General features: G+C 38.3%; 16 protein-coding genes, 2 other RNA genes and 1 pseudogene. 16 read left to right on the plus strand and 3 right to left on the minus strand.

Features of this window, described 5'->3' with window-relative positions; genetic code table 11:
• Positions 1–121: 121 nt before the first annotated feature.
• From R4Z09_RS14835 to R4Z09_RS14875, 9 genes and pseudogenes are all read left to right on the plus strand, one after another.
• Complete coding sequence (locus tag R4Z09_RS14835; RefSeq protein ID WP_338453024.1) at positions 122–736, plus strand: nitroreductase family protein; 615 nt, start codon at positions 122–124, stop codon at positions 734–736.
• 409 nt (positions 737–1,145) lie between these two features.
• Positions 1,146–1,520: pseudogene (locus R4Z09_RS14840) on the plus strand (DDE-type integrase/transposase/recombinase); the annotation flags it as partial.
• Between the two features lie 752 nt (positions 1,521–2,272).
• Positions 2,273–2,653: RNase P RNA component class B (rnpB, locus tag R4Z09_RS14845), an RNA gene on the plus strand.
• Between the two features lie 64 nt (positions 2,654–2,717).
• Positions 2,718–2,984, plus strand: an RNA gene (ffs, locus tag R4Z09_RS14850) — signal recognition particle sRNA large type.
• A 2,027-nt stretch (positions 2,985–5,011) separates the two neighbouring features.
• Entirely contained in the window at positions 5,012–7,147 is a 2,136-nt protein-coding gene (locus tag R4Z09_RS14855) for a xanthine dehydrogenase family protein molybdopterin-binding subunit (protein WP_338453025.1), read from the plus strand.
• A gap of 20 nt (positions 7,148–7,167) precedes the next feature.
• The gene (locus R4Z09_RS14860) at positions 7,168–7,644 is read left to right on the plus strand and encodes a (2Fe-2S)-binding protein (RefSeq protein ID WP_338453026.1); all 477 of its coding nucleotides are present in this window, start codon (positions 7,168–7,170) and stop codon (positions 7,642–7,644) included.
• On the plus strand, positions 7,629–8,498 hold the full coding sequence (locus tag R4Z09_RS14865) for an FAD binding domain-containing protein (protein ID WP_338453027.1): 870 nt from the start codon (positions 7,629–7,631) through the stop codon (positions 8,496–8,498). Before R4Z09_RS14860 ends, R4Z09_RS14865 begins: the two co-directional genes overlap by 16 nt.
• Before the next feature lie 283 nt (positions 8,499–8,781).
• The gene (locus tag R4Z09_RS14870) at positions 8,782–9,480 is read left to right on the plus strand and encodes a SatD family protein (protein ID WP_338453028.1); all 699 of its coding nucleotides are present in this window, start codon (positions 8,782–8,784) and stop codon (positions 9,478–9,480) included.
• Positions 9,477–10,469 (plus strand): DUF3307 domain-containing protein, encoded by a 993-nt coding sequence (locus R4Z09_RS14875; protein WP_338453029.1) that lies wholly within the window; start codon positions 9,477–9,479, stop codon positions 10,467–10,469. The genes R4Z09_RS14870 and R4Z09_RS14875 overlap by 4 nt, the downstream gene beginning before the upstream one ends.
• A 220-nt stretch (positions 10,470–10,689) precedes the next feature.
• Here R4Z09_RS14875 and R4Z09_RS14880 read toward each other — a convergent pair whose 3' ends face one another.
• Positions 10,690–10,824, minus strand: coding sequence for a BA3454 family stress response protein (locus R4Z09_RS14880; RefSeq protein WP_338453030.1), 135 nt, complete (start codon positions 10,822–10,824; stop codon positions 10,690–10,692).
• 313 nt (positions 10,825–11,137) lie between these two features.
• Between R4Z09_RS14880 and R4Z09_RS14885 the strand changes: the two genes are divergently transcribed.
• The 7 genes from R4Z09_RS14885 to R4Z09_RS14915 all read left to right on the plus strand — a co-directional run bounded on the left by R4Z09_RS14885 (position 11,138) and on the right by R4Z09_RS14915 (position 21,943).
• The gene (locus tag R4Z09_RS14885) at positions 11,138–12,685 is read left to right on the plus strand and encodes a spore germination protein (RefSeq protein WP_338453031.1); all 1,548 of its coding nucleotides are present in this window, start codon (positions 11,138–11,140) and stop codon (positions 12,683–12,685) included.
• 21 nt (positions 12,686–12,706) lie between these two features.
• Positions 12,707–13,798 carry a GerAB/ArcD/ProY family transporter gene (locus tag R4Z09_RS14890; RefSeq protein WP_338453032.1) on the plus strand — a complete coding sequence of 364 codons (1,092 nt, stop codon included), beginning with the start codon at positions 12,707–12,709 and terminating at the stop codon, positions 13,796–13,798.
• Positions 13,795–14,862 (plus strand): Ger(x)C family spore germination protein, encoded by a 1,068-nt coding sequence (locus tag R4Z09_RS14895; protein WP_338453033.1) that lies wholly within the window; start codon positions 13,795–13,797, stop codon positions 14,860–14,862. Before R4Z09_RS14890 ends, R4Z09_RS14895 begins: the two co-directional genes overlap by 4 nt.
• Positions 14,863–15,113: 251 nt before the next feature.
• Positions 15,114–18,290 carry a chitobiase/beta-hexosaminidase C-terminal domain-containing protein gene (locus R4Z09_RS14900; protein WP_338453034.1) on the plus strand — a complete coding sequence of 1,059 codons (3,177 nt, stop codon included), beginning with the start codon at positions 15,114–15,116 and terminating at the stop codon, positions 18,288–18,290.
• Between the two features lie 225 nt (positions 18,291–18,515).
• Positions 18,516–18,956: a helix-turn-helix transcriptional regulator gene (locus R4Z09_RS14905; RefSeq protein WP_338453035.1), complete on the plus strand. Its 441-nt coding sequence runs from the start codon at positions 18,516–18,518 to the stop codon at positions 18,954–18,956.
• Positions 18,953–20,146 carry a macrolide family glycosyltransferase gene (locus R4Z09_RS14910; protein ID WP_338453037.1) on the plus strand — a complete coding sequence of 398 codons (1,194 nt, stop codon included), beginning with the start codon at positions 18,953–18,955 and terminating at the stop codon, positions 20,144–20,146. Before R4Z09_RS14905 ends, R4Z09_RS14910 begins: the two co-directional genes overlap by 4 nt.
• A gap of 336 nt (positions 20,147–20,482) precedes the next feature.
• On the plus strand, positions 20,483–21,943 hold the full coding sequence (locus R4Z09_RS14915; protein ID WP_338453038.1) for an NADP-dependent glyceraldehyde-3-phosphate dehydrogenase: 1,461 nt from the start codon (positions 20,483–20,485) through the stop codon (positions 21,941–21,943).
• 41 nt (positions 21,944–21,984) lie between these two features.
• Here R4Z09_RS14915 and R4Z09_RS14920 read toward each other — a convergent pair whose 3' ends face one another.
• Both R4Z09_RS14920 and R4Z09_RS14925 read right to left on the minus strand, forming a co-directional pair.
• Entirely contained in the window at positions 21,985–22,824 is an 840-nt protein-coding gene (locus R4Z09_RS14920) for a hypothetical protein (RefSeq protein ID WP_338453039.1), read from the minus strand.
• A gap of 227 nt (positions 22,825–23,051) precedes the next feature.
• Complete coding sequence (locus tag R4Z09_RS14925; protein ID WP_338453040.1) at positions 23,052–24,539, minus strand: aldehyde dehydrogenase family protein; 1,488 nt, start codon at positions 24,537–24,539, stop codon at positions 23,052–23,054.
• Between the last annotated feature and the right edge of the window lie 19 nt (positions 24,540–24,558).

Genomic DNA, 24,558 nt, shown 5'->3' on the forward strand with positions numbered 1-24,558 from the left:
AAGCATTAGGGATATACCAAATACTAATTATTGATTAATAATTCTTAAAATTTCTAAGATTAACTAAGGGTATGTTATGATCATAAATAATATTATTCCTATAGGAAATGAGGTATATATAATGAGTTTAAATGCTACTCCTGTTGAGCAGCTTACAAGTGAGGTTAAGGAATATCGTAAAGCTGATCATTCTGTTAATCCCGTATTTTTAAATCGTTGGTCCCCTCGTGCCTACTCCAGCCAAAAGATTTCTGATGAAGATTTGTATAGTGTTCTTGAAGCAGCACATTGGGCTCCTTCATCCTTCAATGATCAGCCTTGGCGCTTTATTGTTGCTAAAACAGAAGCACAATTGAAAACCTTTCATGAATTTTTAAATCCTTTCAATCGAGCTTGGGCAGAAAAGGCTCCTGTTCTTGTCCTAGTAGCATCAAGTAAAAAGAGAGATAATGGTGATCCAAATGGTGCACATACGTTTGATGCTGGTACATCTTGGGGTCACTTAGCCATTCAGGCTACTTTACTAGGACTTAGCACACATGCAATTGGAGGATTCGATAAAGAAAAAGCCCGTAGTTTGCTGAATGTTCCAGATGATTTTGATCTTCATGCGGTTATTACTATTGGCTATCGTGGTGAAAAAGAAACCCTCGATGCGAAATTGCAAGAGCGTGAGAATCCGGGCACCAGAAAACCATTAAAAGAAGTTATTTTTGAAGGAACAGTAAATCCGTAGGGATAACAAGAGCAGAATGAAGGGCGACTTTCACGTTCGGTTCTGTGGGAGGGTTAGGGTAAAATTCCCTGATCCTACTCGACTAATCCCCATCTACATTTTGATATGCTCCCCTTTAGATAGACAGATAAAAAATAAAAATCTGTATACTTGAAGGGGAGCAAATCATTTTAAGGCAGAGATTATTAGACGCTTACTTTGACAATACAACTAAAGAGATTGAGAAAGAAGGGGGATTAATAAAATGGTTGTTGGGTATACTGTTTAAAGAAGGAACGTATAATTCCTTTCATCCTTTAATTTGTAAGGTAAAGAAAGACTCACTATCTTATTGATGGTGGGTTTTTTCTTTTCGTGCTTAACTCCCATGTAAACGCCAAATAGCCCCAAAACATTACGTCTTCCTTATAATAAACTAGCAGCCAATCGCTTTTTTAAGAAAGCCTTGGCTTTTTCGCACATTTCTAAGCCTCGTGTGATAACAGTAGACAAAAACCCAGCTTATCCCATCGCTATCCAAGAGTTAAAAGAAGAAAAACAGATGCCTGAAGGCATCCAACTAAGGTAAGTTAATATCTCAACAATATCGTGGAGCAGGATCCATCGCTTCATTAAAAAACGAATTCGCCCGATGCTTAGATTAAAGTCCTTACGGACTGCCAAACGAATTATCTCGGGTAAAGAGGCTATGCACATGATCAAAAAAGGATAGACTCTTCAAAGGGAGAAGTCTGTCCAAAATCAAAAAGAATTCATCCATCAACTGTTTGGACTAGTTGCATAAGACCAGGAGTCACTGGAAATCTTTCGCTTTTTTATATTTTCTTCAAGTATTTGCACCAGAACCGCGGCAGCCGTTGCGAATGTTGCAATGGAAACAGGTGTTTCACAAAGAATTGTTAATGTACACGAAATAAAAGAGCGGTTGTTGGCTTTAAGGGAAGAAAAATAACCTGTCTTAGCTTAAATTCTAAATTAGATTAACTACAAATCTGTTTAAGGTATAAGTAGGTTATACAAGTTTTGAATGGAAATGTCCTTTTTCGTATTTAGTGATAGCTTTATTAATTTTTGGGAGGACTTTTCTATGTGGACTATAACGGAAATCTTTTGGGGTTACCGTTTTAGTTCAAGATATTGCAAAAGGTTTAATTATGATTATCGCAGTGGCTTTTGCGGCAAGTAAAAATGAACTTAAGTACTTTTCTGCTTAGTTGGATTTATAAAATAGAAGAAACTCGTCAAAAATAGCCTTTACTCAATGCGGGAGTGCTCAAGGGTATGGAATTACTATTAATTCCATTGCCCATTGGAACAACATTAATCCCAATAATATTTTATTAGTTGGACATATATTATTGATTCCCATTAACAAAACAAAGAGTATAGTTATTATTATAAGCTTCTTTAAATGCATTTTCGAATAAGTTGTTTGGTGAGTTAAAAACCTTCCATATCTGGAATCCTTCTACTAGTGCAGTTTTAAGCGAATGTATGTTATAGTTATTCTCGTAGTGATGAACGAAACAAACATGAAATGGTGAGTAGTCGCGGCTCATGTGTACATGAGTTGAGGAAAGTCCAGGCTCGCCCGGTGCTGAGATGCCCGGAGTGTTCGTGCCATCTGTAAAGGTGGGCAGAGATTAATCTCTGACGGCGGAGAAATCAACTAAGTCCTTATGGATATGCTGAGATTATCCTGAAAGTGCCACAGTAACGGAGTTCTTCTGGAAACGGAAGAAATGGAACGGGGTAAACCCCACGAGCGAGCAACCCAAACTTAGGTAGGGGCACCATCCCGCGGGAAGTGAACCAAAAGGATGGATTGGTCAAATCGATTGATAGTTATATGACTACACCTGTCTGTGCAAGATTGGCATCGCTTGAGCACACAGGAACAGAACCTGGCTTACAGCCATTTCATGGGCCGAATTATCTACGTCGTTTTGCATATAACATAGGTATGTTTTTCATATACATACCGTGCTAGACGGGGAGTTAGCGGTGCCCTGTACCCGCAATCCGCTATAGCGGGGTTGAATGCCTATTTGAGGTTTGAACATGTAAGGTCTGCCTTACAAAAGTGAGCGTTGACAATTGGGTCCTGCGCAATGGAAACCTATGAATCTGGTCAGATCCGGAAGGAAGCAGCCATAAGTAGACTTTTCTATGTGCCGTGGGGTAGCCTAGTTCGAGTTACCTTTTGTAAGTAACGCTTGGTTGTTCCTGTCGAGAATAGGATGCACGGTTTACATATAAAAGGTCGGTACTTCTAATTGTTTTCATTAAAACAATTAGAAGTACCGACCTTTTTACTTAGGCTCTTTTCTTAAATTTTGTTGCTTTTGGAGATTAAATACGTTGAATAGGCTTATTTTGTTGCAAAATAGCCTTTATTTGTAAGAAAAGAGCTTGCAAACTTAATTTCAAAGCACAAATGGTGATTGTGTTGCTTTATGGAATGCTACACGAGAAGTACATACATCAAGTGATAATATGCTCTAACGCCAGCGCAATGCAATTAATAATCGACAACAGTCCAAATCGGCTACTTTTGATGTGAATTCTAGCCATAAGCCATCAGGATTGTAATTAATATCTACATCTGACGTAAAATCTCTATAGAATGAATTAAGCGTCTAACCTCCTCAATATCTTGAAGTTTCAGCAGCATACATTAATTTTGCATCAAATTTTTTTGACTCAGATAGTTTATTAAGAACCATGCTGGCTTCTGCCATGAGTTTTTTAGTTTCATTGGCTGATTGATACAAAAGGTTAGCAAGAACAGGTAGATTTTGACGAATTGGCCAATATGTGGTAGGGCAACAAGAGGGCTGATAGTAACTAGGGTGATATAAGTATACATGAACAGGATGCCCTCCTTGGAAAATAGATAATAGACCACGTAATGATATTTAAATGCTTTATGTATAGGTAGATTACTAGATATGAAGCTACTCCTCCAATCTTCGGAAACGGATCGTGTGCGAAGAAGTGAATTCTATGATTTTACGATGACATCGCTCTTTTTCAATATTTTCAATCTCCCGATAGTGTCGCTGCCAGGGTGATTAAGGATGAGGAGCATAACTGGGGCTTTTATCTTACTGAGTATCAAAAGTGGGTGGAATATAATGAGGAAATTGAAAAATAGGGGTTAGAACCTTGTTATGAGATCCATAAAGATACACTAGATTATAAAGGCTACGTTCATATCCAGATTCCAAGAAGTGAGGATATTTTATATCCGTTTATTGATTTTTTCTATGGATCTTGGGGAATTGAAAATGCAGGGATTCGAGAAAAAGAGCAGAGTGTTTATATATCGATAAAGGCTGGGGAAGTATCTCTTCAACATTCTATTCCTTTTAACTTGGAACAACTTATTTCTTTTATAAAAGAGGCAACGATTGAAATTGCCGAAGGGCTATTTATTGTTCAGAGTGCTTACCGCAAAACGAATTTAGAACCGCCAATTAAGATGTTAGATACTGTTAAACAACTAGCGGAACAAGAGGATATTACTATGAGCCAGTGGGTAGAGCGTGCAATTAAAATTAATCTAGCTATTAAATAATTTTGACACTTTAATCAAAAACAGGCTAACCGATCAATAATCTATCTCTTTCACTCAGTCCTAGTTTTTTAAGAATGTATTTCAAATTCAAATGAAAAACACTTTGCAACGAGGAATACAAACTGCTTTTCACCCAAATTTCACTCTAATTTAGCCACCCTTAGATGTGTTACTCTAAGCATGTTTAACTAGAATCAGGCTTCTCCATTAAAGGGTCCTGATTTTTGAAGAGAATCATAGGCAGAAAATAATCAAACTTTTAAGACAGTAGAGCTATCACTTCAATCATGTATTACGAAATCCCTCCTGAATCTTTTACATCTCAGGAGGGATTTTCATAATAAACCTTTTCAAGGGGAGGGGATGCAAAAATACCTATAAGAGAATACCTTATTAGGGAGCCTTATGATAATTCAATTATAAGAATCTCTTAAATTCCCCCTGATGAGATTGAGAAGTCATATTTTAGTTATTCAATTATAGGGCGCGATTATTGAAGAAAGAAAGGACATAACATATCCATATAATACGTAAATGTCCTATAATTTTTTATTTTTTAATTTATATCGTGATGAAAATTCTCTTTTCCGAAAAAAATCTTGAATGAAATTAATCATAAAATATCAATCTCATTTATAAAATCGTAGGAAGAGATATGTCCCCCTATTTAAAACGAGTCGAAGGGTGTTGTTAGAATGAATCTCAAAAACATAAGCACCTCTGTGCCCAAAAAGGACCATAAAGGAAAAGTATCGGGCCAGCTGCCCTATATTAGTGACGTGAAAGTGGAAAATATGGTTTATGGTGTTCTCTATCGGTCGCCCATTGCCTATGGAAAAATTCTATCCATCCAATTACCAACCCTTCCGGAAGGCTATGAAGCGGTTGGAGCAGAGCATATCCCCGGACCAAATTTTGTCAAAATCATCACAGAAGATCAGCCCATATTTGCAAATGAGTGGGTCAATTATATTGGTGAGCCCATCCTCATGCTCGTTGGAGAAGACTTGAATACCCTGTACACATTATTAAATAAAGTAAAAGTTGAATTTGAAGAGCATCAGGCGGTCTATACATTAGATGAAGCGATCAAACAAAAATCAACAGGCACATGTATGGCAAGCTATGAATTTGGGGAAAGCCTACAGAACATTTCGGCTATTGAGCAGGGAGCCAGTCAAATCATCGAAGAAGAATATCAGACAGGATACCAGGAACATGTCTACCTTGAGCCGCAAGGAATGCTTGCTATCTATAAGGATGATGAAATCGTCGTCCAAGGATCGATGCAATGTCTTTATTATATAAAAAATGCTTTGTTAAGCGCGTTAGCTTGTGGCGACGATGAGGTCAGAGTTGTCCAAAGCCCGACAGGAGGAGGTTTTGGCGGCAAAGAAGATTATCCTTCCATGATGGCCTGTCATGTAGCTGTTGCAGCAAAAGCAGTTAAAAAATCCGTCATGCTTGTGTTCGACCGTTTAGAAGATATGCTAGTAACAACGAAAAGGCATCCGGCAAAACTCAAATATCGAACGGCCCTTGATCAGGACGGGAATATTTTGAGCATGTGTGTTGAAATTTTTCTCGATGGCGGTGCCAATGCAGGATTAAGTTCTGTCGTACTGCAGCGCGCTTTAATCAATAGTGCGGGGATTTATAAAATTCCTCACTTTCATGCAAAAGGGTATGTCTTAAAAACCAATACCGTTCCAAACGGCGCCTTCAGAGGCTTTGGTGCACCGCAAAGCTTCTCCGGAATCGAAAGTCATATGGGACATCTTAGCAGGCTGGCAAAAATCGACCCGCTAGACTATAAACGAAAATTCCTTGTCAAACAAGGAGACCTTACAATCACAAAAGGTAAATTCCACGAACCAATACTCATGGAAGACATGATTGTGGATATGCTTAACACGTCAAATTACCGAAAGAAAAAAGAAGAATTTCAGCGCTTAAATAAACAAAATAATCGCTATAAAAAAGGCATCGGAACGTCGCTGTTCCTCCACGGCTGCGGTTTTACAGGAAGCGGTGAAAGAGACCACATTAAAGCAGTGGTGAAGCTGGTTAAATCAAAGGACGACAAAGTATTGTTAAAAATCTCAAACTCAGATATGGGACAAGGAATTTTAACAACGCTATGTAAAATTGTCGCCAAAGAACTTGATCTCCCGTACGAAGAAATTTTATACCCTTATCCCGATACAAAAGAGGTTCCCGACTCCGGACCAACCGTTGCCTCAAGGACAACGATGATTGTTGGGAAATTACTTGTGCGGGCCGCAAAAAAACTGAAGGCTCAGTGGAAAACAGGAGTGGAACAGGAAGTAATTGAACATTATGTTCACCGCGAAAGGATTCTCTGGGACGAGAAAACTTTCACTGGTGATGCCTACCCAGCGTATTCATGGGGTGTAAATATCGTTGAAGTAGAAGTTGACACGTTAACAGGAAATGTAAAATTAGAAAAAGTTTATGGCAATTTTGAAGTTGGGAAGGTCATCGATGAACGGATTATAAAAGGCCAAATTGACGGCGGTCTAGCCCAAGGATTGGCTTACGGTTATCTGGAAAAAATGACGGCAAAAGAAGGCAGAATCCAGCAAAAAAGTATTTCAGATTATGGTCCGCCGACTTCGTTGGATGTTGTTTCAATCGAAAGCAAGGTCTTTGATAACCCATATGCTGATGGTCCATTCGGGGCGAAGGGTGCAGGGGAGTTGACTTTAATTGGCGGAGCGCCCGCAGTCCAGGCTGCGATTGAGGATGCATTGCAGACTTCTTTTCAGCAAATTCCGATTACCCCGGAAGTCATTATTGAAAGTCTCTAGATGAAAGTAGGCGAATAGGATTGATTAAATTTACACTCAATGGAAAAACAGTAGAAACAGACGCCCCTGCGACAGCAAGATTACTAGATTTATTAAGGGATGAGTTCGAGTTAATTGGTACAAAGGAAGGCTGCGGTGAAGGGGAGTGCGGTGCCTGCAGCGTTTTTGTCAATAACCTCCTGCAAAACAGCTGCCTGATTCCCATTGGCTCGATTGCCGGTGCCGAAATACAAACGATAGAAGGCATACTCGAAACCAAGCCATTTAAACTTTTAGATGAGTGCTATTCTATTGCGGGCGGCGTTCAATGCGGCTATTGCATTCCGGGTATGATTATGGCAAGTGCCGCGTTGTTATCGAAAAATCCACATCCATCAGAGGCGGAAATTCGTGAAGGCATTTCCGGAAATCTGTGTCGATGTACCGGCTACAATATGATTGTTGATGCAATTAACCTCGCAGCAAAAAAGGGTGACGGTATATGGCAGAAAAAATAACGGCATACCGCTTCGATTGTTTAGACCAAACACTGAATCAATTGAATAGAGAAGACTGTGCCATTATAGCCGGCGGTACCGATGTCATGGTCCTTCACAAAAGTCGAAGGGGAGTCCCTCCGAAAATTACGAAACCGATTGTTTTTATTGATCATCTTTCCGAATTAAAGCAGATGTATCAACATCACAACGATCTCCACATCGGAGCCTGCTGTACCTACAGTGAATTACTTGAACATCCACTAATTCCGTTTGCATTAAAAAATGCCATTAAAACCATTGCTGCTCCTGCCATTAGAAACCGCGGAACATTAGGCGGTAATATTTGCAATGCCTCGCCAGCAGGTGACACACTTCCATTATTATATGTTTACAATGCAAAGCTTTTGCTGCGCTCCGTTCATGGCGATCGCATTGTTGCGATTAATGATTTTATTCAAGGTCCGCGGCGTATTCAACGGTTGCCGCATGAAATCGTAACAGAAATCATTCTTCCTTCCGTATTAGAGGAAGATGCCCATGTTGTTTTTGAAAAAGTCGGCAACCGAAACGCAGATGCCATTGCAAAAGTCTCGTTTGCCGGTTTAATTCGAGTCAAAAAAGAACGAATCGATGACGTACGCTTTGCCTTCGGCGTAGTGGGACCGACGATGGTTCGTTCCTACGATATTGAAAAAATGCTGCTTGGAAAATTAGTCCCATTAACTGTTACGGACATTGATCAGGCTGTCGCAGCCTTTGACAAGATTATTCATCCAATCGACGACCATCGCTCCACTGCTGTTTACAGAAAAACGGTAGCATTAAAACTTTTACGTCATTTTCTTAGCTTACAGCAATTTCAAGCGAATTAATTTTTTTAAAAAAAGGGGCTCGCGGGGACAGGAACCTCGTTCCAGATACAAACAATGTGATAAGGAATTTAGATCCTAGCCTAAAAAACTCGTCATTTGGTGACGAGTTTTTTCTTTAACAAATTATTTCTGGTTCAAGGTGCCTGTCCCTCTGTCCCTATGATATAATTTACTGAAGAGTTATTGGAAATTCCGATTACCTTATGATGTTGTTGGAATTTCCGATTATCTTATGATGTCATGTTTTGTTATACTTATATTTTAACAGAAAGCGGGTGATGGTATGGAAATGATCAAGGCGGTTTGTATTAAGGCAGATATCATTGGTTCAAGGAAGAGTGGAAAGGAAATCCTGCTAAAAAGTATTGTACAAGAACTCAATCACACATTTAAAAAGAATCTATTAACTGATTTTACTGTTAGATTCGGAGATGAATTATTTGGTATTGTTAATGATTTCGAGGCAGGATACAAAGTGTTTAGAGAGCTATTTCTCCTTTCAAGGAAATACAAGGTCCCATTATATGTTGGTGTTGGATTTGGAAATATTGTCAATAAGAATTTAAAAAATCCGGATGATGTTAATGGTCAAGCCATTTGGAACTCAGCAGATGCATTAGAAATCCTGCAATCATCTACTTTTAGGGGAAAAAGTGCGATCCAATCCTTAGACAAACACTTTAAATTTAAGGTCATTATTGGGAACAATAACCCTGACAGCTCCATTGCTAATTATATGCTTTATTTTATTTTAGAAAAAATAAAAAAGAGGACAGAAAAACAATCCAAAGCAATAAGACTGCTGGAACAATTTCCAACATTAAATTATGAACAAATAGGAGAATACTTGGATTACGAAGGGGAAAATAGGAAGGCCAATGTTAGTAATCTCTTAATAAGAGCTGAATATAACATAGTGAGAGATACAGAAGAAGAGTTAATCAAACTAATCCATTTAATCTATAGCGAGGAAAATAAATGATTCAACTATTATTATTATTTTTATTATCACATTTCATTGCCGACTTTGTCACACAAACAGATTACATGATTAATAGAAAACGTGAATATTGGAAAGCTTCGAAATTAAGTAAAGGACTTACGGAACATATTTTACATCATCAGATCATTACTCTCATCATTGTTGTAGTGTTTTACGGGTATGATCATTACTTAATTCCCTCATTAATCATTATAGGAGGGATCCACTATACCCTTGATTGGGCTAAAGTGGAATTCTCGGATCATCTAATTAATAAATGTAAAGCCAAAAATACTAAGAAGAAAAATATTTTTGATTATATACTAGAAAAATATACCTTTCATTTTTTAATAGATCAATTGTTACACATATTTACCATTTTTATCGTTTTACGACTTTTTCAGAAGACAGCTTCATTAGGATATTTAATTTATTACATAGAAGAAATTGTTTTTAATCATGCTCCAATAAGCGGAAATTCAAAAATCATATTACTAGTCATTTTTTTCATTTTATTAACCTTTGGAAGTGGGTACTTAATAGCATTTATTTTTAAGGATATTAAAAAGGATGTTGTTAAAACTGATGAAATTGCTGCAGCATTAGAGCAAATGAGTGAGGATGAATTAAGTCATCTTCAATCGAATATCAAGAATTTTGATAAAGATTTTTTGATTGAGAAAGTTTGGGAGGTTAAAGAGAACGAAAATAACTCAACAAAAAGCATAAAAATTCAATATCAAATTTTTAATGAACCTGACAACGATACCTCTGGAAGATATATCGGTTATCTAGAAAGAGTTTTAATTGCTGCCTTTGTAGTTATAAACGCCTATCCGGGATTAGCATTGTTAGCAGCATTTAAAACATTAACGAGATTTAAACAATTGGAATCCAAATCTTTTGCTGAATACTATTTAATCGGAACTTTAATCAGTATGGTGATAGGGGTAGTAATTGGCGGGTTAATAAAAATGATCATCATTTAATTTCACTAGTGAATTTCTCATTGACAGTCACTAGTGACTACCCGATGTTATAAAAAAAGAGGATAAACTTAAAGCAAGAATAAGAAAGTGTATTAAAGTAACAGCTCCTAAAAGTAGAAGAAGGGGCTGCTTTTTTATAGAAAGGATAATCCACTTGCTGAGGCTGTTTTCACTTGAGAACTTGGGTAAAAGTACAGAGCATGATAACCCTTGCTGTTTTTTAACTTGCCCATTGTTTCAGAACTTGTTGTTTTGCTATTTGGTAAATTTCTTCTAGTTCTTGTTCTTTGTTAGCTATTACATTGGTTTGATAAATTTTCCCCTGCAATGTAACGTAAATGGTATACACATACATTTGTTTTTTCTCCTTTCTTTATAAGAATGGCTTGATAATTATATTGTAAAAGTATTTTTTTAAGTTTGGATGGATGTAATGTAAAGATTTAATAAGTTTCACCCTCTTGAGAAGAAAAAGTTTCCCAGACACCTCTATCACTCGGTAGGGGTGTCTTTTTTTATGAACTTTTTTTGAGATGAAACCATCGCAAACTGAATGACAAGATTCTTTTTTCACTAAAACCTTCGTTTAAGTACTAATCCCCATTTATATAGGATATTTCTAGCAATTCCGGGGAAAATAAACAAAAACATTGATAATGGTGAGGCCAATGGCTAATTTTTTCAAACTCAAATTTAATAAAAACCAATCAGCGGATCAATTAAGTGCCGGGAATAAAGAACAAGAAAAAGATAAACAAAAAAATAATGCCGAAGACTGGGAAAAAGAACTCTCCAAATCTAAGGACTATAAAAAAACCTTTTATTTCAACCAGAAATCTGGCAAAAAGTTCAATTTCACCTTCATAACTACACTTGTTGATGATAAGGTATTAGACAATAATATCCTTCCCTGTTTGCTTGAGGGTGAATTTCATAAAATAGACGATGTTAAAAAACTTCTGCCAGTTGCCGATGTAGAGGTATCAAGCAACAAAGCCGATATCTCAATAAAGTTGCTTGAAGGAAATATCATGCTGACCATTGAAGGAGATACAAGTGGGTTTGCCTTCATCTCCTCACAGAAACAAGTTGTCCGATCGGTTACGTCGCCAGAAATTGAATTTAGCGTCGTTGGTCCAAAAGAAGCATTTGTTGAATCTGTAGAGCAAAACATGAACTTGATTAGGAAACGCTTACCCGTTAAGGAACTAATTGCTGAAGAATTCATTGTCGGTAAATTATCAAAAACGAGTGTATTTGTTGTATATATTGAGGGAGTCACAAACAAGGAAATTATTAACACCGTCAAACAACGGATTAACGATATCGATAAGGATGAAATCGCTGACAGTTCATATTTTACACAGATTATCTCAGACAATGGGAATTCTCCTTTTCCGCAGCTGCTAGATACGGAAAGGCCTGACCGTGTGGCGGCCAGCCTGGCCGAAGGGAAAATTGTGATTTTAGTAGATGGTTCGCCGCATGCATTAATCGGCCCAACCTCATTGACGGAGTTTTTCAACTCATTCGAAGATTATTTCCTTAACTGGATTCTAGCTTCCTTTATCAGGATGATTCGTTTATTTGCGGTAATTTTTTCGATCATGATTACACCTATGTATGTTGCGCTAACTAGTTATCACTATGAATTAATCCCAAAGGACTTATTAAGTACATTAATTATCTCAAGACGGGTTGTTCCTTTCCCGCCTATTCTTGAAGCACTGTTTTTAGAAATAACCATTGAACTACTAAGGGAAGCAGGAGCAAGGCTGCCCACCAAAGTCGGACAGACAATCGGTATCGTGGGCGGTATTGTCATAGGAACAGCATCCGTTGAAGCTGGACTTACAAGCAATGTTCTATTAATTTTTATCGCGCTTTCAGCGTTGGCATCTTTTACAACACCCGTATATCAGATGAGTAACACCATCCGGTTATTGCGTTTTCCATTTCTTTTCATGGCCGAAAAATGGGGATTACTTGGGATAACGATAGCGTTATGTTTTTTACTTATCCATTTACTACGCCTTACCTCTTTGGGATTTCCATTTATGGAACCAATATTCCCATTAAGAATAGGTGACTTTAGGGATGCCCTATTTCGACTTCCATTTAAAAGTCAATCCAATCGACCACAATACTTGAGAACTGATGATTCTAACCGGTTTAGTAAAGAAAAGGCCTATAGTAAGAAAGATATTGATGAATGATTTTGGAAAGGGGTGAAAGGAATGTTGCAGGGATCCGTTCAAGAGAGGATGCAGATATCACCATATATGGCTGCTTATATCATCGTTGCTATGCAAACAGGAATGGGAGTCCTAAGGTTTCAACAAATCATTGTTAAGGATGCTGGATATGATGCCTGGATTTCCGTTATTGGTGCAGGACTTACTGTCCATATCCTTGTATGGATCATGTATAAAATTTGCGAAACTGTAGAGGGTGATGTCCTATATGCAAATGTATATTTATTTGGAAAAGTAATTGGCAACAGTGTCAATACTCTGTTTATTTTCTATTATATCTTATATTGTCTTGGATCACTGGGCGGTCTAATTCAAATCATTCGTACATGGATGTTTATTGATTTAAACCCATTTGTGTTTGCTGCCATCTATTTACTATTAGGGATTTATATTGTTTATGGCGGGTTCAGAACAGTAGCGGGAATTTCCTTTTTAGGACTTGTCATTCCCTCCTATTTGCTGTTAACCTTTTTAATTCCCTTAAAGTATGGAGATTTTACAAATTTGCTCCCTGTTTTAAACCATACTCCAATGGAATTTTTTAAAAGTGGTTTCAATATGATCTATACCTTTCTTGGCTATGGCATTTTACTATTTTCTTACCCTTTCATTAAGAACCCGAAGCAGTCAAAAAAATGGGTTCATATCGGGCTATTAGGAACTACCTTTATTTATACCGCTTTGGCAATCATTAGTTTTGCCTATTTCCCTGAAGGTTTGCTTGAGAGATCCATATGGCCAACATTAGAGATGTGGAAAATTGTTAGGCTGCCATTTATTGAAAGATTTGAGTATCTAGGAATTGCGAATTGGGCGCTAATCATCCTCCCAAGTGTTTCGATTTCTTTATGGTGTGCCAGCCGAGTAGCTAAACGAGTGTATCATTTCAATCAACGAAAAGCAGTCATTGTTATAGCATGTGTGTGTCTGATTATCGTGTCACTACTACAATCAAGGGATAGTATGAATTTCCTTTTTGATTTCCATTCAAAAGCTGGCTTTGCTTTTGCTTATTTGTATACTCCCATTCTCTACTTAGGACTGCTCATTAAAAAGAAGGTGAAAACAAAGTGAAGAAGTTTCGCCTCCTATTAACCTTATGCTTATGCGGCTTGTTATTGGTTGGAAACGTCCAAAAAAGAGTCATTGATGATGTAAATATTGCAACCGGCTTCGGTATGGATAAGAGTGATGGCCAATTACATGGAAGTATAATGATCCCGGTATTTAAGGCTGACAAGTCCATCGGAAATTTCACCTTTACTGCCAATGGAAAAATCCCAAGAGACTTGGTGTCTGAAATGCAGAAAAAAGCTTCCCAACCGATAGTCGGTGGAAGCCTCGATATCGCTTTGTTTGGTGAAGACTTGGCACGTGAGGGGATCATCCAAATTCTTGATGTCTTCCTTCGTGATCCGACCATAGGTGCTAGGCTGAATTTAGCAGTAGTAGATGGAAAAGTAGACGACATTTTTAAAGGTAATTATGGAGATCGCGGGAATCATGAATACCTTAGACAGCTATTAGAACAAAATATGAAAGTACATAATTTACCTTTAACCAACCTCCATTTCTTTTTAGCCGACTTTTACGAGGAAGGGAAGGATGCTTATTTACCTTTGCTTAAGAAAACACAGTCTGATTTAGTTAATATAATAGGAATCGCTCTTTTTAAAGATGAAAAACTTGTCGACATTCTCCACGAGAATAAAATGTTTTATTTTAAACTCCTTGTTGATAAACATACACAAGGTTCAGTCATGGTAAAAGAGGAGCATGGAGGAGCTACTGTCAAAAGCATTACCTCTAAGCGTAAAATTAAACTTTTCAAAAGGAACCCATACCAATTTGGAGTCGATATTAAAATAAAAGGGTACCTTACTGAGCATCAAGGTGTGAGCTTTCAGAAGAACGAATTAGAGGGTATTGAAAAACAATTAGAAAAACAAATTGTCGAGGAATGCACCATGATGATCGAAGATTTTCAAAAAAAAGAAATCGACCCCGTTGGCTTTGGCCACTTTGCTCAAACTAGAACGCGAAATTTTGAATTTAACAAATGGGAAGAAAAATATAAAAGTGCTAAATTTAAGGTTACAGCAGATGTAGATATAGTTCAAATTGGAGTTGTCAAGTAACATTTAAAAACTCGTCAAATCTGACGAGTTTTTTCCTTTTCGTCCTTTCTGTGTAAATACGCCTGTTCCTTGACTCCATTCGACTAGGGACATGGAACCTCTCACTCTAATGTAAAAATTTCGAAAAATAAATATGAAAATTAGTTAAGAGTTTGTTAATTTGCCATTTTATTTAAAAAAGGATGATAAATTGGACATGGTTCGAAAGATTTTTCGCAAAAAGCCAATTTAGCACAAAGGAGAAGGAAGAAATGAGACAGAAAAAATGGAAGAAACCAATAAATGTGTTCATGTCCGCCAGCTTAGCTGCAAGTATTGTTGTACCCGCATTATCATCACCTGTTGAAGCGGCGACACATACGACTGATTTACTCATATCCGAGTATATTGAGGGCAGCAGTTTTAATAAAGCGATTGAGTTATATAACGGAACAGGTACTGATATCCATTTAAATGACTATTCACTTGAACTGTATTCAAATGGAGCAACTACGGCCTCTCAAACATTGAATCTATCAGGTACGTTAAAAAATGGGGATACATACGTTTTATATCATAAAGATGCCAATGCTGACATCAAGAGCAAGGGAGATTTGGAGAATTCCACGGTTATTAACTTTAATGGCGACGATGCTGTTGTGTTAAAGAAAGCCGGTACGGTAATTGATTCGATTGGACAGGCTGGAGCAAAAGTCGAAAATCTAAAAGATGTAACATTAATCAGGAACAGCACGATTTTAACAGGTGATCCTATCATTGACGATGCATTTGATCCAACTGTTGCATGGACTGCACTTCCTAAGGATGATGCATCGAATTTAGGGATACACGGCTCAACAACCGAAAACCCTGATGAACCGGAAACACCTGAAGAACTTATTTCCATTGCGGATGCACGTTCAAAAGCCTTAGGGGAAAAGGTAACAATTAAAGGGATTATCTCTGCCAAATTAAAAAATACGGTTCAAGTCCAAGATGCTACTGGTGGAATTGCTGTTCGACCAGCCAGTATGGATGTATCTATTGGTGATGAAGTGATCATAAGCGGTACATTAGCGGATTATCGCGGCTTACTTCAATTAGATGGAGCAGCAATCGTGGAAAAAACAGAACACGTTGGTGCACCGTCTCCTAAAGTTGTCACTGGAGCTGAAGTGTCTGAAGCCAATGAATCACACCTTGTAACGGCTCAAAAAATCCAAATTTTATCGGTGGATGCCGGCAGTTCATGGGCGAATTACACGGTAACGGATGGTAAGACAGAATTTATCGTACGTGATGAAAGAAATGATTTACCTTTAGAAGTTGGCAAAACCTATGATTTTATTACAGGAATTGTTCAACAATTCGATGATGACTATCAAATGATTCCTCGCTCATCGGCAGACATCATTGAAGATGCTACCGTCGTTCAGCCTGTTTTGGCATCTGCTGAAGAGGGGCTGATTGCAAAAGGAACAGAAGTAACACTAACATCTAATACACCTGATGCAACGATTTATTTTACAACTGACGGGACAGAACCAACTGAGACTAGTAACGTATATCGTGAACCGATTATCATCAATAAAGACATGACAGTTAAAGCAATCGCTGTAAAAGAAGGACTCACCAATAGTAAAGTTTCAACCTATAAATATACCGTGTTTGATCCAGAGCAAGGGCTTCAAATTCATCATATCCAAGGCACATCCCACAAAAGTCCGATGAAGGATGAAACCGTAGCGGATCTTGAAGGGATTGTCACTTATGAATATAAAATAGGAAGCGGCAACTACTTCCATATGCAAACCCCTGATGATCAAAAAGATGATGATCCAAAAACATCAGAAGGTATTGTTGTGTATACAGGGAATAAGGCAGCTAATGTGGAAGTAGGAGATCTTGTCTCTGTAAACGGAACAGTCGATGAATACCATATTGACGGTTATTATGATACAAAAAGAGAAACGGATTTACCGGTTACTCAAATAAATGCACGAGATGATCGAGGCGGAGCAGTAACCGTACAAGCAACAAATCAACCGCTCCCGGAGCCAATAAAGATTGCTGAAAATCTGCCAAAGGAAGTTATTGATAACGATGGTTTTGCAGAATTTGATCCAGAAGAAGATACGATTGATTTCTGGGAAAGTCTTGAGGGAATGCTTGTTGAGGTTGGCGATGTGAAAGCAGTTGCCCCTCAGGAACATGGGGATCTAATTACCGTTTTAGCAGATAGAGAAACAGATACGATTCATGGCGGTGTCCTGCTGACAGCGGAGGATGCAAATGCGGATCGAATTCAATTTAAGCTTTTTGATAATAACGAAGCAAGAAACTTTGCCGTCGCTACAGGGGATCATTTTACCGGGCCAATCACTGGAGTGGTGAATTACGGATTCCAAAACTATAAGATTTATACTGATTATGAAAGTATGAAAGCAAAACATGTGGCAGGAGAAGCAAAGCCCGAGAAAACAACCATTAAGATGGATAAGAAAAAATTAACAATCGCATCTTATAATCTAGAAAACTTCTCTAATAACAAAGAGGAAACCTCTGACGACAAAGCAAAGAAATTAGCAAGAGCCTTTGCAGTCGATATGCAAAATCCCGATATTGTCGGGGTCACAGAGGTGCAGGATAATAATGGTCAGGATGCAGGTGATACAGCCGCAAATGAAAGCTATGAACGATTAATTAGTGAAATTGAAAAAATGAGCGGCGTCAAGTATGAATATGTGAATATCGATCCTGAAGTGAATGAAGACGGAGGAGCACCAAATGCCAATATTCGTGTTGGATTCCTCTATAATCCGGAGCGGGTACAATTAACAGAAGGAATGTCGCATGGAGATGCAACGACAGCTGTTGGCTATGAAAAGGGAAAACTAACGCTTAATCCAGGTCGAATTGATCCAACTAACGAAGCATTAGAAAATAGTCGGAAACCACTTGCCGCTCAATTTAAGTTCCGTGGGGAAAATGTGGTTGTGATTGCCAATCATTGGAATTCAAAATCAGGAGATACTCCATTATTTGGCTCAACTCAGCCGCCGGTCTATGGCAGTGAAGAACAGCGCCATAAAATTGCCCATGTGGTATATGACTTTATTGAAGAAATTAAAGCCGATGATCCGAAAGCCAATATCGTCTCTTTAGGAGATTTTAACGATTTCCAATTCTCTGAGTCATTGAAAATACATGAAGGAAAACTAATGACCAATATGATCAACACAGTAGACAAGGCCGATCGATACACATACCTTTTCCAAGGAAATTCACAGGTACTTGATCACATTCTAGTATCCAATAATTTGGCCAAACACACTGAAACAGATATCCTTCACATCAACGCAGACTTCACAGACATGGCAGGCAGAGCCAGTGACCATGACCCAGTCATGATTCAAGTAGACCTAAAAGAAGCAAAAAAGAAAAAGTAGGGTCGGAGGGACAGGCACCGCGACCCACAGAATTAGAAATTTTGACTATGCAAGAAACCACGTTACCTTTAACGTGGTTTTTCTTTACATAAGTGGGTCAAGGTGCCTGTCCCTCCGATTCACTCCGACCCATTATGCCACAATTTTTAACTCAAAATGTTGAGGAATATTGATAGATTTTAACTATTGTCTTTTATATAGTTAGGTATATAGGAGATGAATAATATGATCGGTATGAATATTCGTATTTTACGAAAAAAGAATAAAATGAGTCAGGAAATTTTAGCCGAAAGGGTCAATGTATCTCGTCAGACCATGGCAAAGTGGGAGAATGAGGAGGCGCTGCCTGATATTCAGAAGTGCCAAATGTTAGCGGAAATATTTCAGGTGACTTTGGATCAGTTATCCGGTGATATGAGTGAAGAAGAGGCAGAGCAGCTCGGTCCTAAGGGGAAGCATTTCTTTGGTGTGGTGAAGGTAGGCGAGCGGGGACAGATTGTCATTCCAAAGCAGGCACGTGAACTATTTCAGATTAAGGCCGGTGATAAGCTGGTGGTGTTAGGGGAGGATGCTACAAAAGGAATTGCGATTTTAAAGACAGATGGTTTCCTTGAGTTTGCAGAAATGATCCGCAAGGCAGAGCAGGCAGGAGAGGAATCAGAATGAGTAAAATCGTATTCTTTTCAATCCCGGCGCATGGACATACAAATCCGACTATTCCCGTTGTAGCAGAGCTAGTTAAGAACGGCAATGAAGTTTGGTACTACTCTTTTAAGGAATTCCAAGAAAAAATTGAAGGTGCCGGAGCCAAATTTATTCCCTGTGATGATTTTTTGCCGGAGATTTCCCAACAGGAATTGGACCGTAAAGTGGGAAAAGATTTTGCAGCATTGATTGAAATGGTAACCGATACGACCATCGCCCTAGATGAAAAGGTGTGTGCAGAATTAGGCGCATTTCAACCGGATTGTATTGTATCTGATTCTGTCTGTTTTTGGGGGAAATTATTCGCAAAGAAATTAGGAATCCCGTATATCTGCTCTACGACAACCTTTGCCTTTAATCAGCACAGTGCTAAGCTGATGAAACGCAGTCTGAAGGAAATGCTTCGGATGATTACAGGGATGGCGCGAATTAACCAAAAAATGGAGCTGCTTCGGTCGCATGGATATGAAGTAGAAAACTTTGTTTCGATTATTCAAAATGATAATAAAACGGATACCATTGTGTATACGGCGAAGGAATTTCAGCCCATGGCAGAGACTTTTTCCGACCGTTATGCCTTTGTTGGACCATCAATTCCGGTGACTCCTGAGGTTCACAGTGAAAAACAGAAGAGAAAACTTATCTATATTTCTTTAGGAACGGTCCTTAATCAAAATAGGGATTTTTATCAAAATTGCATCCTTGCATTTGCTGAAAGTGACTATGAGATTGTGATGTCGGTTGGTGAAAAAACAGACATTTCTTCGCTTGGCAAAATACCGGATCATTTTACAGTTAAAAATTCCGTTAACCAGATTGCTATACTACAAAAAGCAGATGTATTTATTACACATTGTGGTATGAACAGTGTGAATGAAAGTCTGTATTTTGGAGTTCCAATGGTTCTATTTCCACTTCATAGTGAAGAGGGCATGGTTGCTGACCGCGTTGCCGAGCTTGGTGCTGGAAAAATATTAAAAAAGAGCAAGCCAAGTTCTTTGGTTAAAACAGTTGCTGCAATCCTTACAGATCCATCTTATCAAGAAAATGCCCAAGTACTGTCAGCAAATTTTCGTAATGCAGGCGGGGCAAAAGAAGCAGCCAAAGTAATATTGGCCAAAATAGAGACATCGGGTCGCAGGATACCTTGACCCAGACAAAAAATCAATGGAATAAGTAATACAAGCAAACTCGTCATCACCTGACGAGTTTTTTTCGGTTTATTTTTAAAGTGGGTCAAGGTGCCTGTCCCCTCGACTCATTTGTCAGAAAATAAAAAAAATAGTTGACTGATGATGGAATAAAGTTTACTATCATGAATATACCCAATATTTAATCAATACTTTACCAATAATATCATCAATATTTAACCATTAGTATTGTATCTATCATATTTATTACTGTTTTTAATAGGGTATATCATCTAAAGACGGAATATTGGAAAATTTCAAATAAAAGTTTTTCTACTTATCAAAGGAGGAGATTTTATGTCAGTAACAGGATCTGTATCAGGAGTGAAGACTTATAATTTCTATATTAATGGAGAATGGAAAAGGAGTACCTCAGGTAAAACGATTAACATACATTCCCCTTATTCAGATGAATTGATTGGTAAAGTACAAGCAATAACAAAAGAAGAGGTAGATGAAGCGATTCGATTTGCACACGGAATGCAAAAAGTTTGGGCAGAGGTTCCGCTTCAAGATCGTGCCCACTATTTATATAACTGGGCTGATGAATTAATCTATATGCAGGATGAAATTGCAGAAATCATCATGAAGGAAGTAGGCAAAAGTTTTAAAGATGCAAGGAACGAAGTCGTACGTACGGCTGACCTTATCCGTTATACAGTGGATGAAGCACTGCATATGCATGGTGAAAGTATGAAGGGTGACAGTTTTCCTGGCGGCTCTCAATCGAAAATTGCCGTAATTCAGCGTGTTCCATTAGGGGTCGTATTGGCCATTCCTCCTTTTAACTATCCAGTCAATCTAGCTGCAGCTAAATTAGCACCAGCACTGATTTCGGGAAATGCTGTCATCTTTAAGCCTGCCACACAGGGGGCAATTAGCGGTATTAAAATGATTCAAGCTCTACATCAATCAGGACTGCCAAAAGGTCTAGTGAATATCGTAACAGGACGCGGCTCGGAAATTGGTGATTACTTAGTTGAGCATGAGGGGATTAACATGATTTCCTTTACAGGCGGTTCGAATACAGGCACCCGCTTAGCGAAAAAGGCAGGCATGATCCCGCTTGTACTTGAACTTGGCGGAAAAGACCCTGGTATCGTGCGTGAGGATGCAGATTTAAACCTGGCAGCCAAACAAATTGTCAGCGGTGCTTTTTCCTACTCCGGTCAACGCTGCACGGCGATTAAGCGTGTTTTAGTTCATGAAAATGTAGCAGATCAGCTTGTCGATCTGTTAAAAGAAGAGATAGCAGCATTGTCAGTTGGCTCGCCGGAAGATGGCTGCACGGTCGTTCCGTTAATCGATCAAAACTCAGCAGATTTTGTTCAAGGATTAATTGATGATGCCCTAACTAAAAATGCATCACTTATTACAGGTAATAAACGTGAACAAAATTTAATTTATCCTACACTACTTGATCATGTTACAGAAGACATGCGAGTAGCTTGGGAAGAACCATTTGGACCGGTATTGCCAATTATTCGAGTATCTTCTGATGAAGAGGCAATCAGAATCGCAAATGAATCAGAGTTCGGATTACAAGCAAGTATTTTTACAAAAGATGTCAACAAAGCATTTACGATTGCAAATAAAATTGAAACAGGCTCTGTCCAAATCAATGGACGAACAGAACGCGGTCCAGATCATTTCCCATTTATCGGTGTGAAAAAGTCAGGAATGGGCGCACAAGGAATACGAAAAAGCCTTGAATCCATGACACGTGAAAAAGTAACTGTATTAAACCTAAGCGAATAATTGTGGCAGGGTCGGGGGGACAGGCACCGCGACCCACTCCCTTAATTATTTTGGTAAATTATTTTATAATAATACCTTGAAATAACTGTCATTAGAAAGTAGCGAGAACTAATAATTAATAATTGTTTCGTATTCACTTTTAAAATACCTATTATTACCAATACTATATCAATAATAACATGGCTTAATGGCAGTATGAGCCAATAATACATCTTATCCTTTGAAGAAGTAATGGTAGCGATTAAAGAGAGGATCAAACTATATAGGGGTATTATTTTGAAATGTTCAGTCCACGTATGGAGAAATCCATGTCCAAATCGAATCAAACGGTTCGAAGCCGAAATATACATTATCGTAATCCAAACTACTTCAATAGCAAAGTAATGAGCAATGACCATGGCCCATCTTTTTTTAGCCGAAAGTGCATGATAAAACCCATCACTAATATAAAAATATACATTTAATAAAACTAGGGTATATATAGGCCTCCACCAATTTACTTTATAAATATTTAATCGTAAAAATAATTTCTCAATACAATAATAAAAAAGGCTGAAATTGATTTTCCACTTCCAGTTTTTCTTTAGTAGAGTTAGAAAAGTTGCTGTAACGGGTACATAAAATGCTTGAGAGAAAATTGCTCCTAAGATTGAATCAAAAACATTCCTTTTCATCATTTTCGGTTTGTATCTATAACCATGAAATAAATTGAGCGTCGGATACTCAAAAAAATAAGCAAAACCAATATTTGATAATAGTAAAATCCACACATCCTTTTGTTTTTTACGTTTTAACAAAATCAAAATCATACTCAAAGGAATAATAGTTAACAACAAAAAAGGAATTGAGTTCTTATTAAAAAATCGTTTATTTTTGCTCATTGTTTACACCGTTTTTACTTTTTGACATTTAGTTATATTATTAGTCATTTGAAGAGAAATATTTACGCGGGTCGGAGGGACAGGCACCGCGACCCAGTCAATCATAAAAAAACTCGTCACAGTCGACGAGTTTTTTTTATGATTGATTCCACCCAAAGTTTAAATGACTGTTCCTAAATTGGGTCATAGTGCCTGTCCCCGCGACCCGCGGTCCAACCGTGACTTAGTTAAGAGAACCAGCCTGTTGGTGCGACGGCAAGGTTGATGTTGATTTGTTTCACTTCTTGGAATTCGTCTAGGCCAAAGGTTCCAAGGCTTGAGCCGATGCCGCTTTGCTTATAGCCATGCCATGGAGCTTCGTTGTAGGTAGGGCCATAGGTGTTGATCCAGGTGATTCCAGCGCGGACTTCTTTGATGACACGCATCGCTTTTGAACCGTCTGATGTGAAGACACCGCCGGCAAGACCGTAAATGGTGTCATTTGCCAGCTTAATCGCATCTTCTTCATCTTTGAACTTTTGAATCACGGCAACAGGACCGAAGATTTCTTCTCTTACAATACGCATTTCCGGAGTGACATCAATGAAAACAGTTGGCTCCACAAAGAATCCTTGATCTAACCCATTTTCTGTCAAACGATTTCCGCCGCAAGCTAATGTTGCGCCTTCATTTTTACCGATTTCAATATATTCCAAAATGGTATTAAGCTGGGCACCGCTGACAATTGCACCCATTTCAGAGCCATCTTCCAACCCAGGACCTACTTTAATATTTTTGGCGCGTCTCACGAACTCTGCAACAAACTTATCATAAATGCTTTCTTCAACAATTATCCGACTCCCGGCAGAGCATACTTGACCGGAGCCATAGAAGATACCAACTAATGCATGATCAACAGCCGCTTCAAAATCAGCATCAGCAAAGATAATATTTGGTGACTTACCACCTAATTCAAGCGAGATTTTCTTCAAATTACCGGCTGCATTGCGCATAATGCTTCTACCAACCTCCGTACTTCCTGTAAAAGAAACCATATCGACATCATGGCTGCTGGCAATAACTTGACCAATCACAGAACCTTTACCTAGTACCAAGTTTACGACGCCTTTTGGAACACCAACTTCATGAATAATTTCCACTAATTTTGTCGCTGTAACTGGTGTTACTTCTGCCGGCTTATAGACAATCGTATTTCCAGCCGCTAGGGCAGGGGCGAATTTCCATACACTCATAAGGAATGGAAAATTCCAAGGTACAATTAACCCTGTCACACCTACTGGTTCACGCACAACCATGGCTTGTACCGGATCTGCCACATGATAGGTTTCTCCATCTGGAGTTCGAATCAAACCAGCATAATAACGGAAGCAAGAGGCCGCATCATGGATATCAATATCAGCCTCAGCGCGGATTTTTCCATTATCCTTTACTTCAAGTTCTACCAATTCATCGTGTTTTTCATCAATTTTATCAGCAATTTTCAAAAGAAAGTCTGAGCGCTCTTGTGCACTTAATTTAGACCAGACGCCGCTATCAAAGGCTTTTTTTGCCGCTTGTATTGCTTCCTCCGTTTCTTCAACCGTTGCTCTCGGAGCAATTGCAATTAATTCTCCATTTGCCGGATTGATCACTTTGTTGCCATCAGGATTATTAGAAAGTCTCCATTCACCATTAATATACATTTTTAATTCTAGTACTTGAGTAGTTGTTGTCATTATTTTTTCCTCCTAAAGT

This window comes from Niallia oryzisoli (genome assembly GCF_036670025.1).
In the GTDB taxonomy this organism is placed as follows: domain Bacteria; phylum Bacillota; class Bacilli; order Bacillales; family Cytobacillaceae; genus Bacillus_BD; species Bacillus_BD oryzisoli.

What these genes read in the sequence shown, in the direction of transcription:
- R4Z09_RS14835 (WP_338453024.1), top strand. Translation starts at nt 122, where the DNA reads ATGAGTTTAAATGCTACTCCTGTTGAGCAGCTTACAAGTGAGGTTAAG.
- R4Z09_RS14855 (WP_338453025.1), top strand. Translation starts at nt 5,012, where the DNA reads ATGAATCTCAAAAACATAAGCACCTCTGTGCCCAAAAAGGACCATAAA.
- R4Z09_RS14865 (WP_338453027.1), top strand. Translation starts at nt 7,629, where the DNA reads ATGGCAGAAAAAATAACGGCATACCGCTTCGATTGTTTAGACCAAACA.
- R4Z09_RS14870 (WP_338453028.1), top strand. Translation starts at nt 8,782, where the DNA reads ATGGAAATGATCAAGGCGGTTTGTATTAAGGCAGATATCATTGGTTCA.
- R4Z09_RS14875 (WP_338453029.1), top strand. Translation starts at nt 9,477, where the DNA reads ATGATTCAACTATTATTATTATTTTTATTATCACATTTCATTGCCGAC.
- R4Z09_RS14880 (WP_338453030.1), bottom strand. Translation starts at nt 10,824, where the DNA reads ATGTATGTGTATACCATTTACGTTACATTGCAGGGGAAAATTTATCAA.
- R4Z09_RS14885 (WP_338453031.1), top strand. Translation starts at nt 11,138, where the DNA reads ATGGCTAATTTTTTCAAACTCAAATTTAATAAAAACCAATCAGCGGAT.
- R4Z09_RS14890 (WP_338453032.1), top strand. Translation starts at nt 12,707, where the DNA reads ATGTTGCAGGGATCCGTTCAAGAGAGGATGCAGATATCACCATATATG.
- R4Z09_RS14900 (WP_338453034.1), top strand. Translation starts at nt 15,114, where the DNA reads ATGAGACAGAAAAAATGGAAGAAACCAATAAATGTGTTCATGTCCGCC.
- R4Z09_RS14905 (WP_338453035.1), top strand. Translation starts at nt 18,516, where the DNA reads ATGATCGGTATGAATATTCGTATTTTACGAAAAAAGAATAAAATGAGT.
- R4Z09_RS14910 (WP_338453037.1), top strand. Translation starts at nt 18,953, where the DNA reads ATGAGTAAAATCGTATTCTTTTCAATCCCGGCGCATGGACATACAAAT.
- R4Z09_RS14915 (WP_338453038.1), top strand. Translation starts at nt 20,483, where the DNA reads ATGTCAGTAACAGGATCTGTATCAGGAGTGAAGACTTATAATTTCTAT.
- R4Z09_RS14920 (WP_338453039.1), bottom strand. Translation starts at nt 22,824, where the DNA reads ATGAGCAAAAATAAACGATTTTTTAATAAGAACTCAATTCCTTTTTTG.
- R4Z09_RS14925 (WP_338453040.1), bottom strand. Translation starts at nt 24,539, where the DNA reads ATGACAACAACTACTCAAGTACTAGAATTAAAAATGTATATTAATGGT.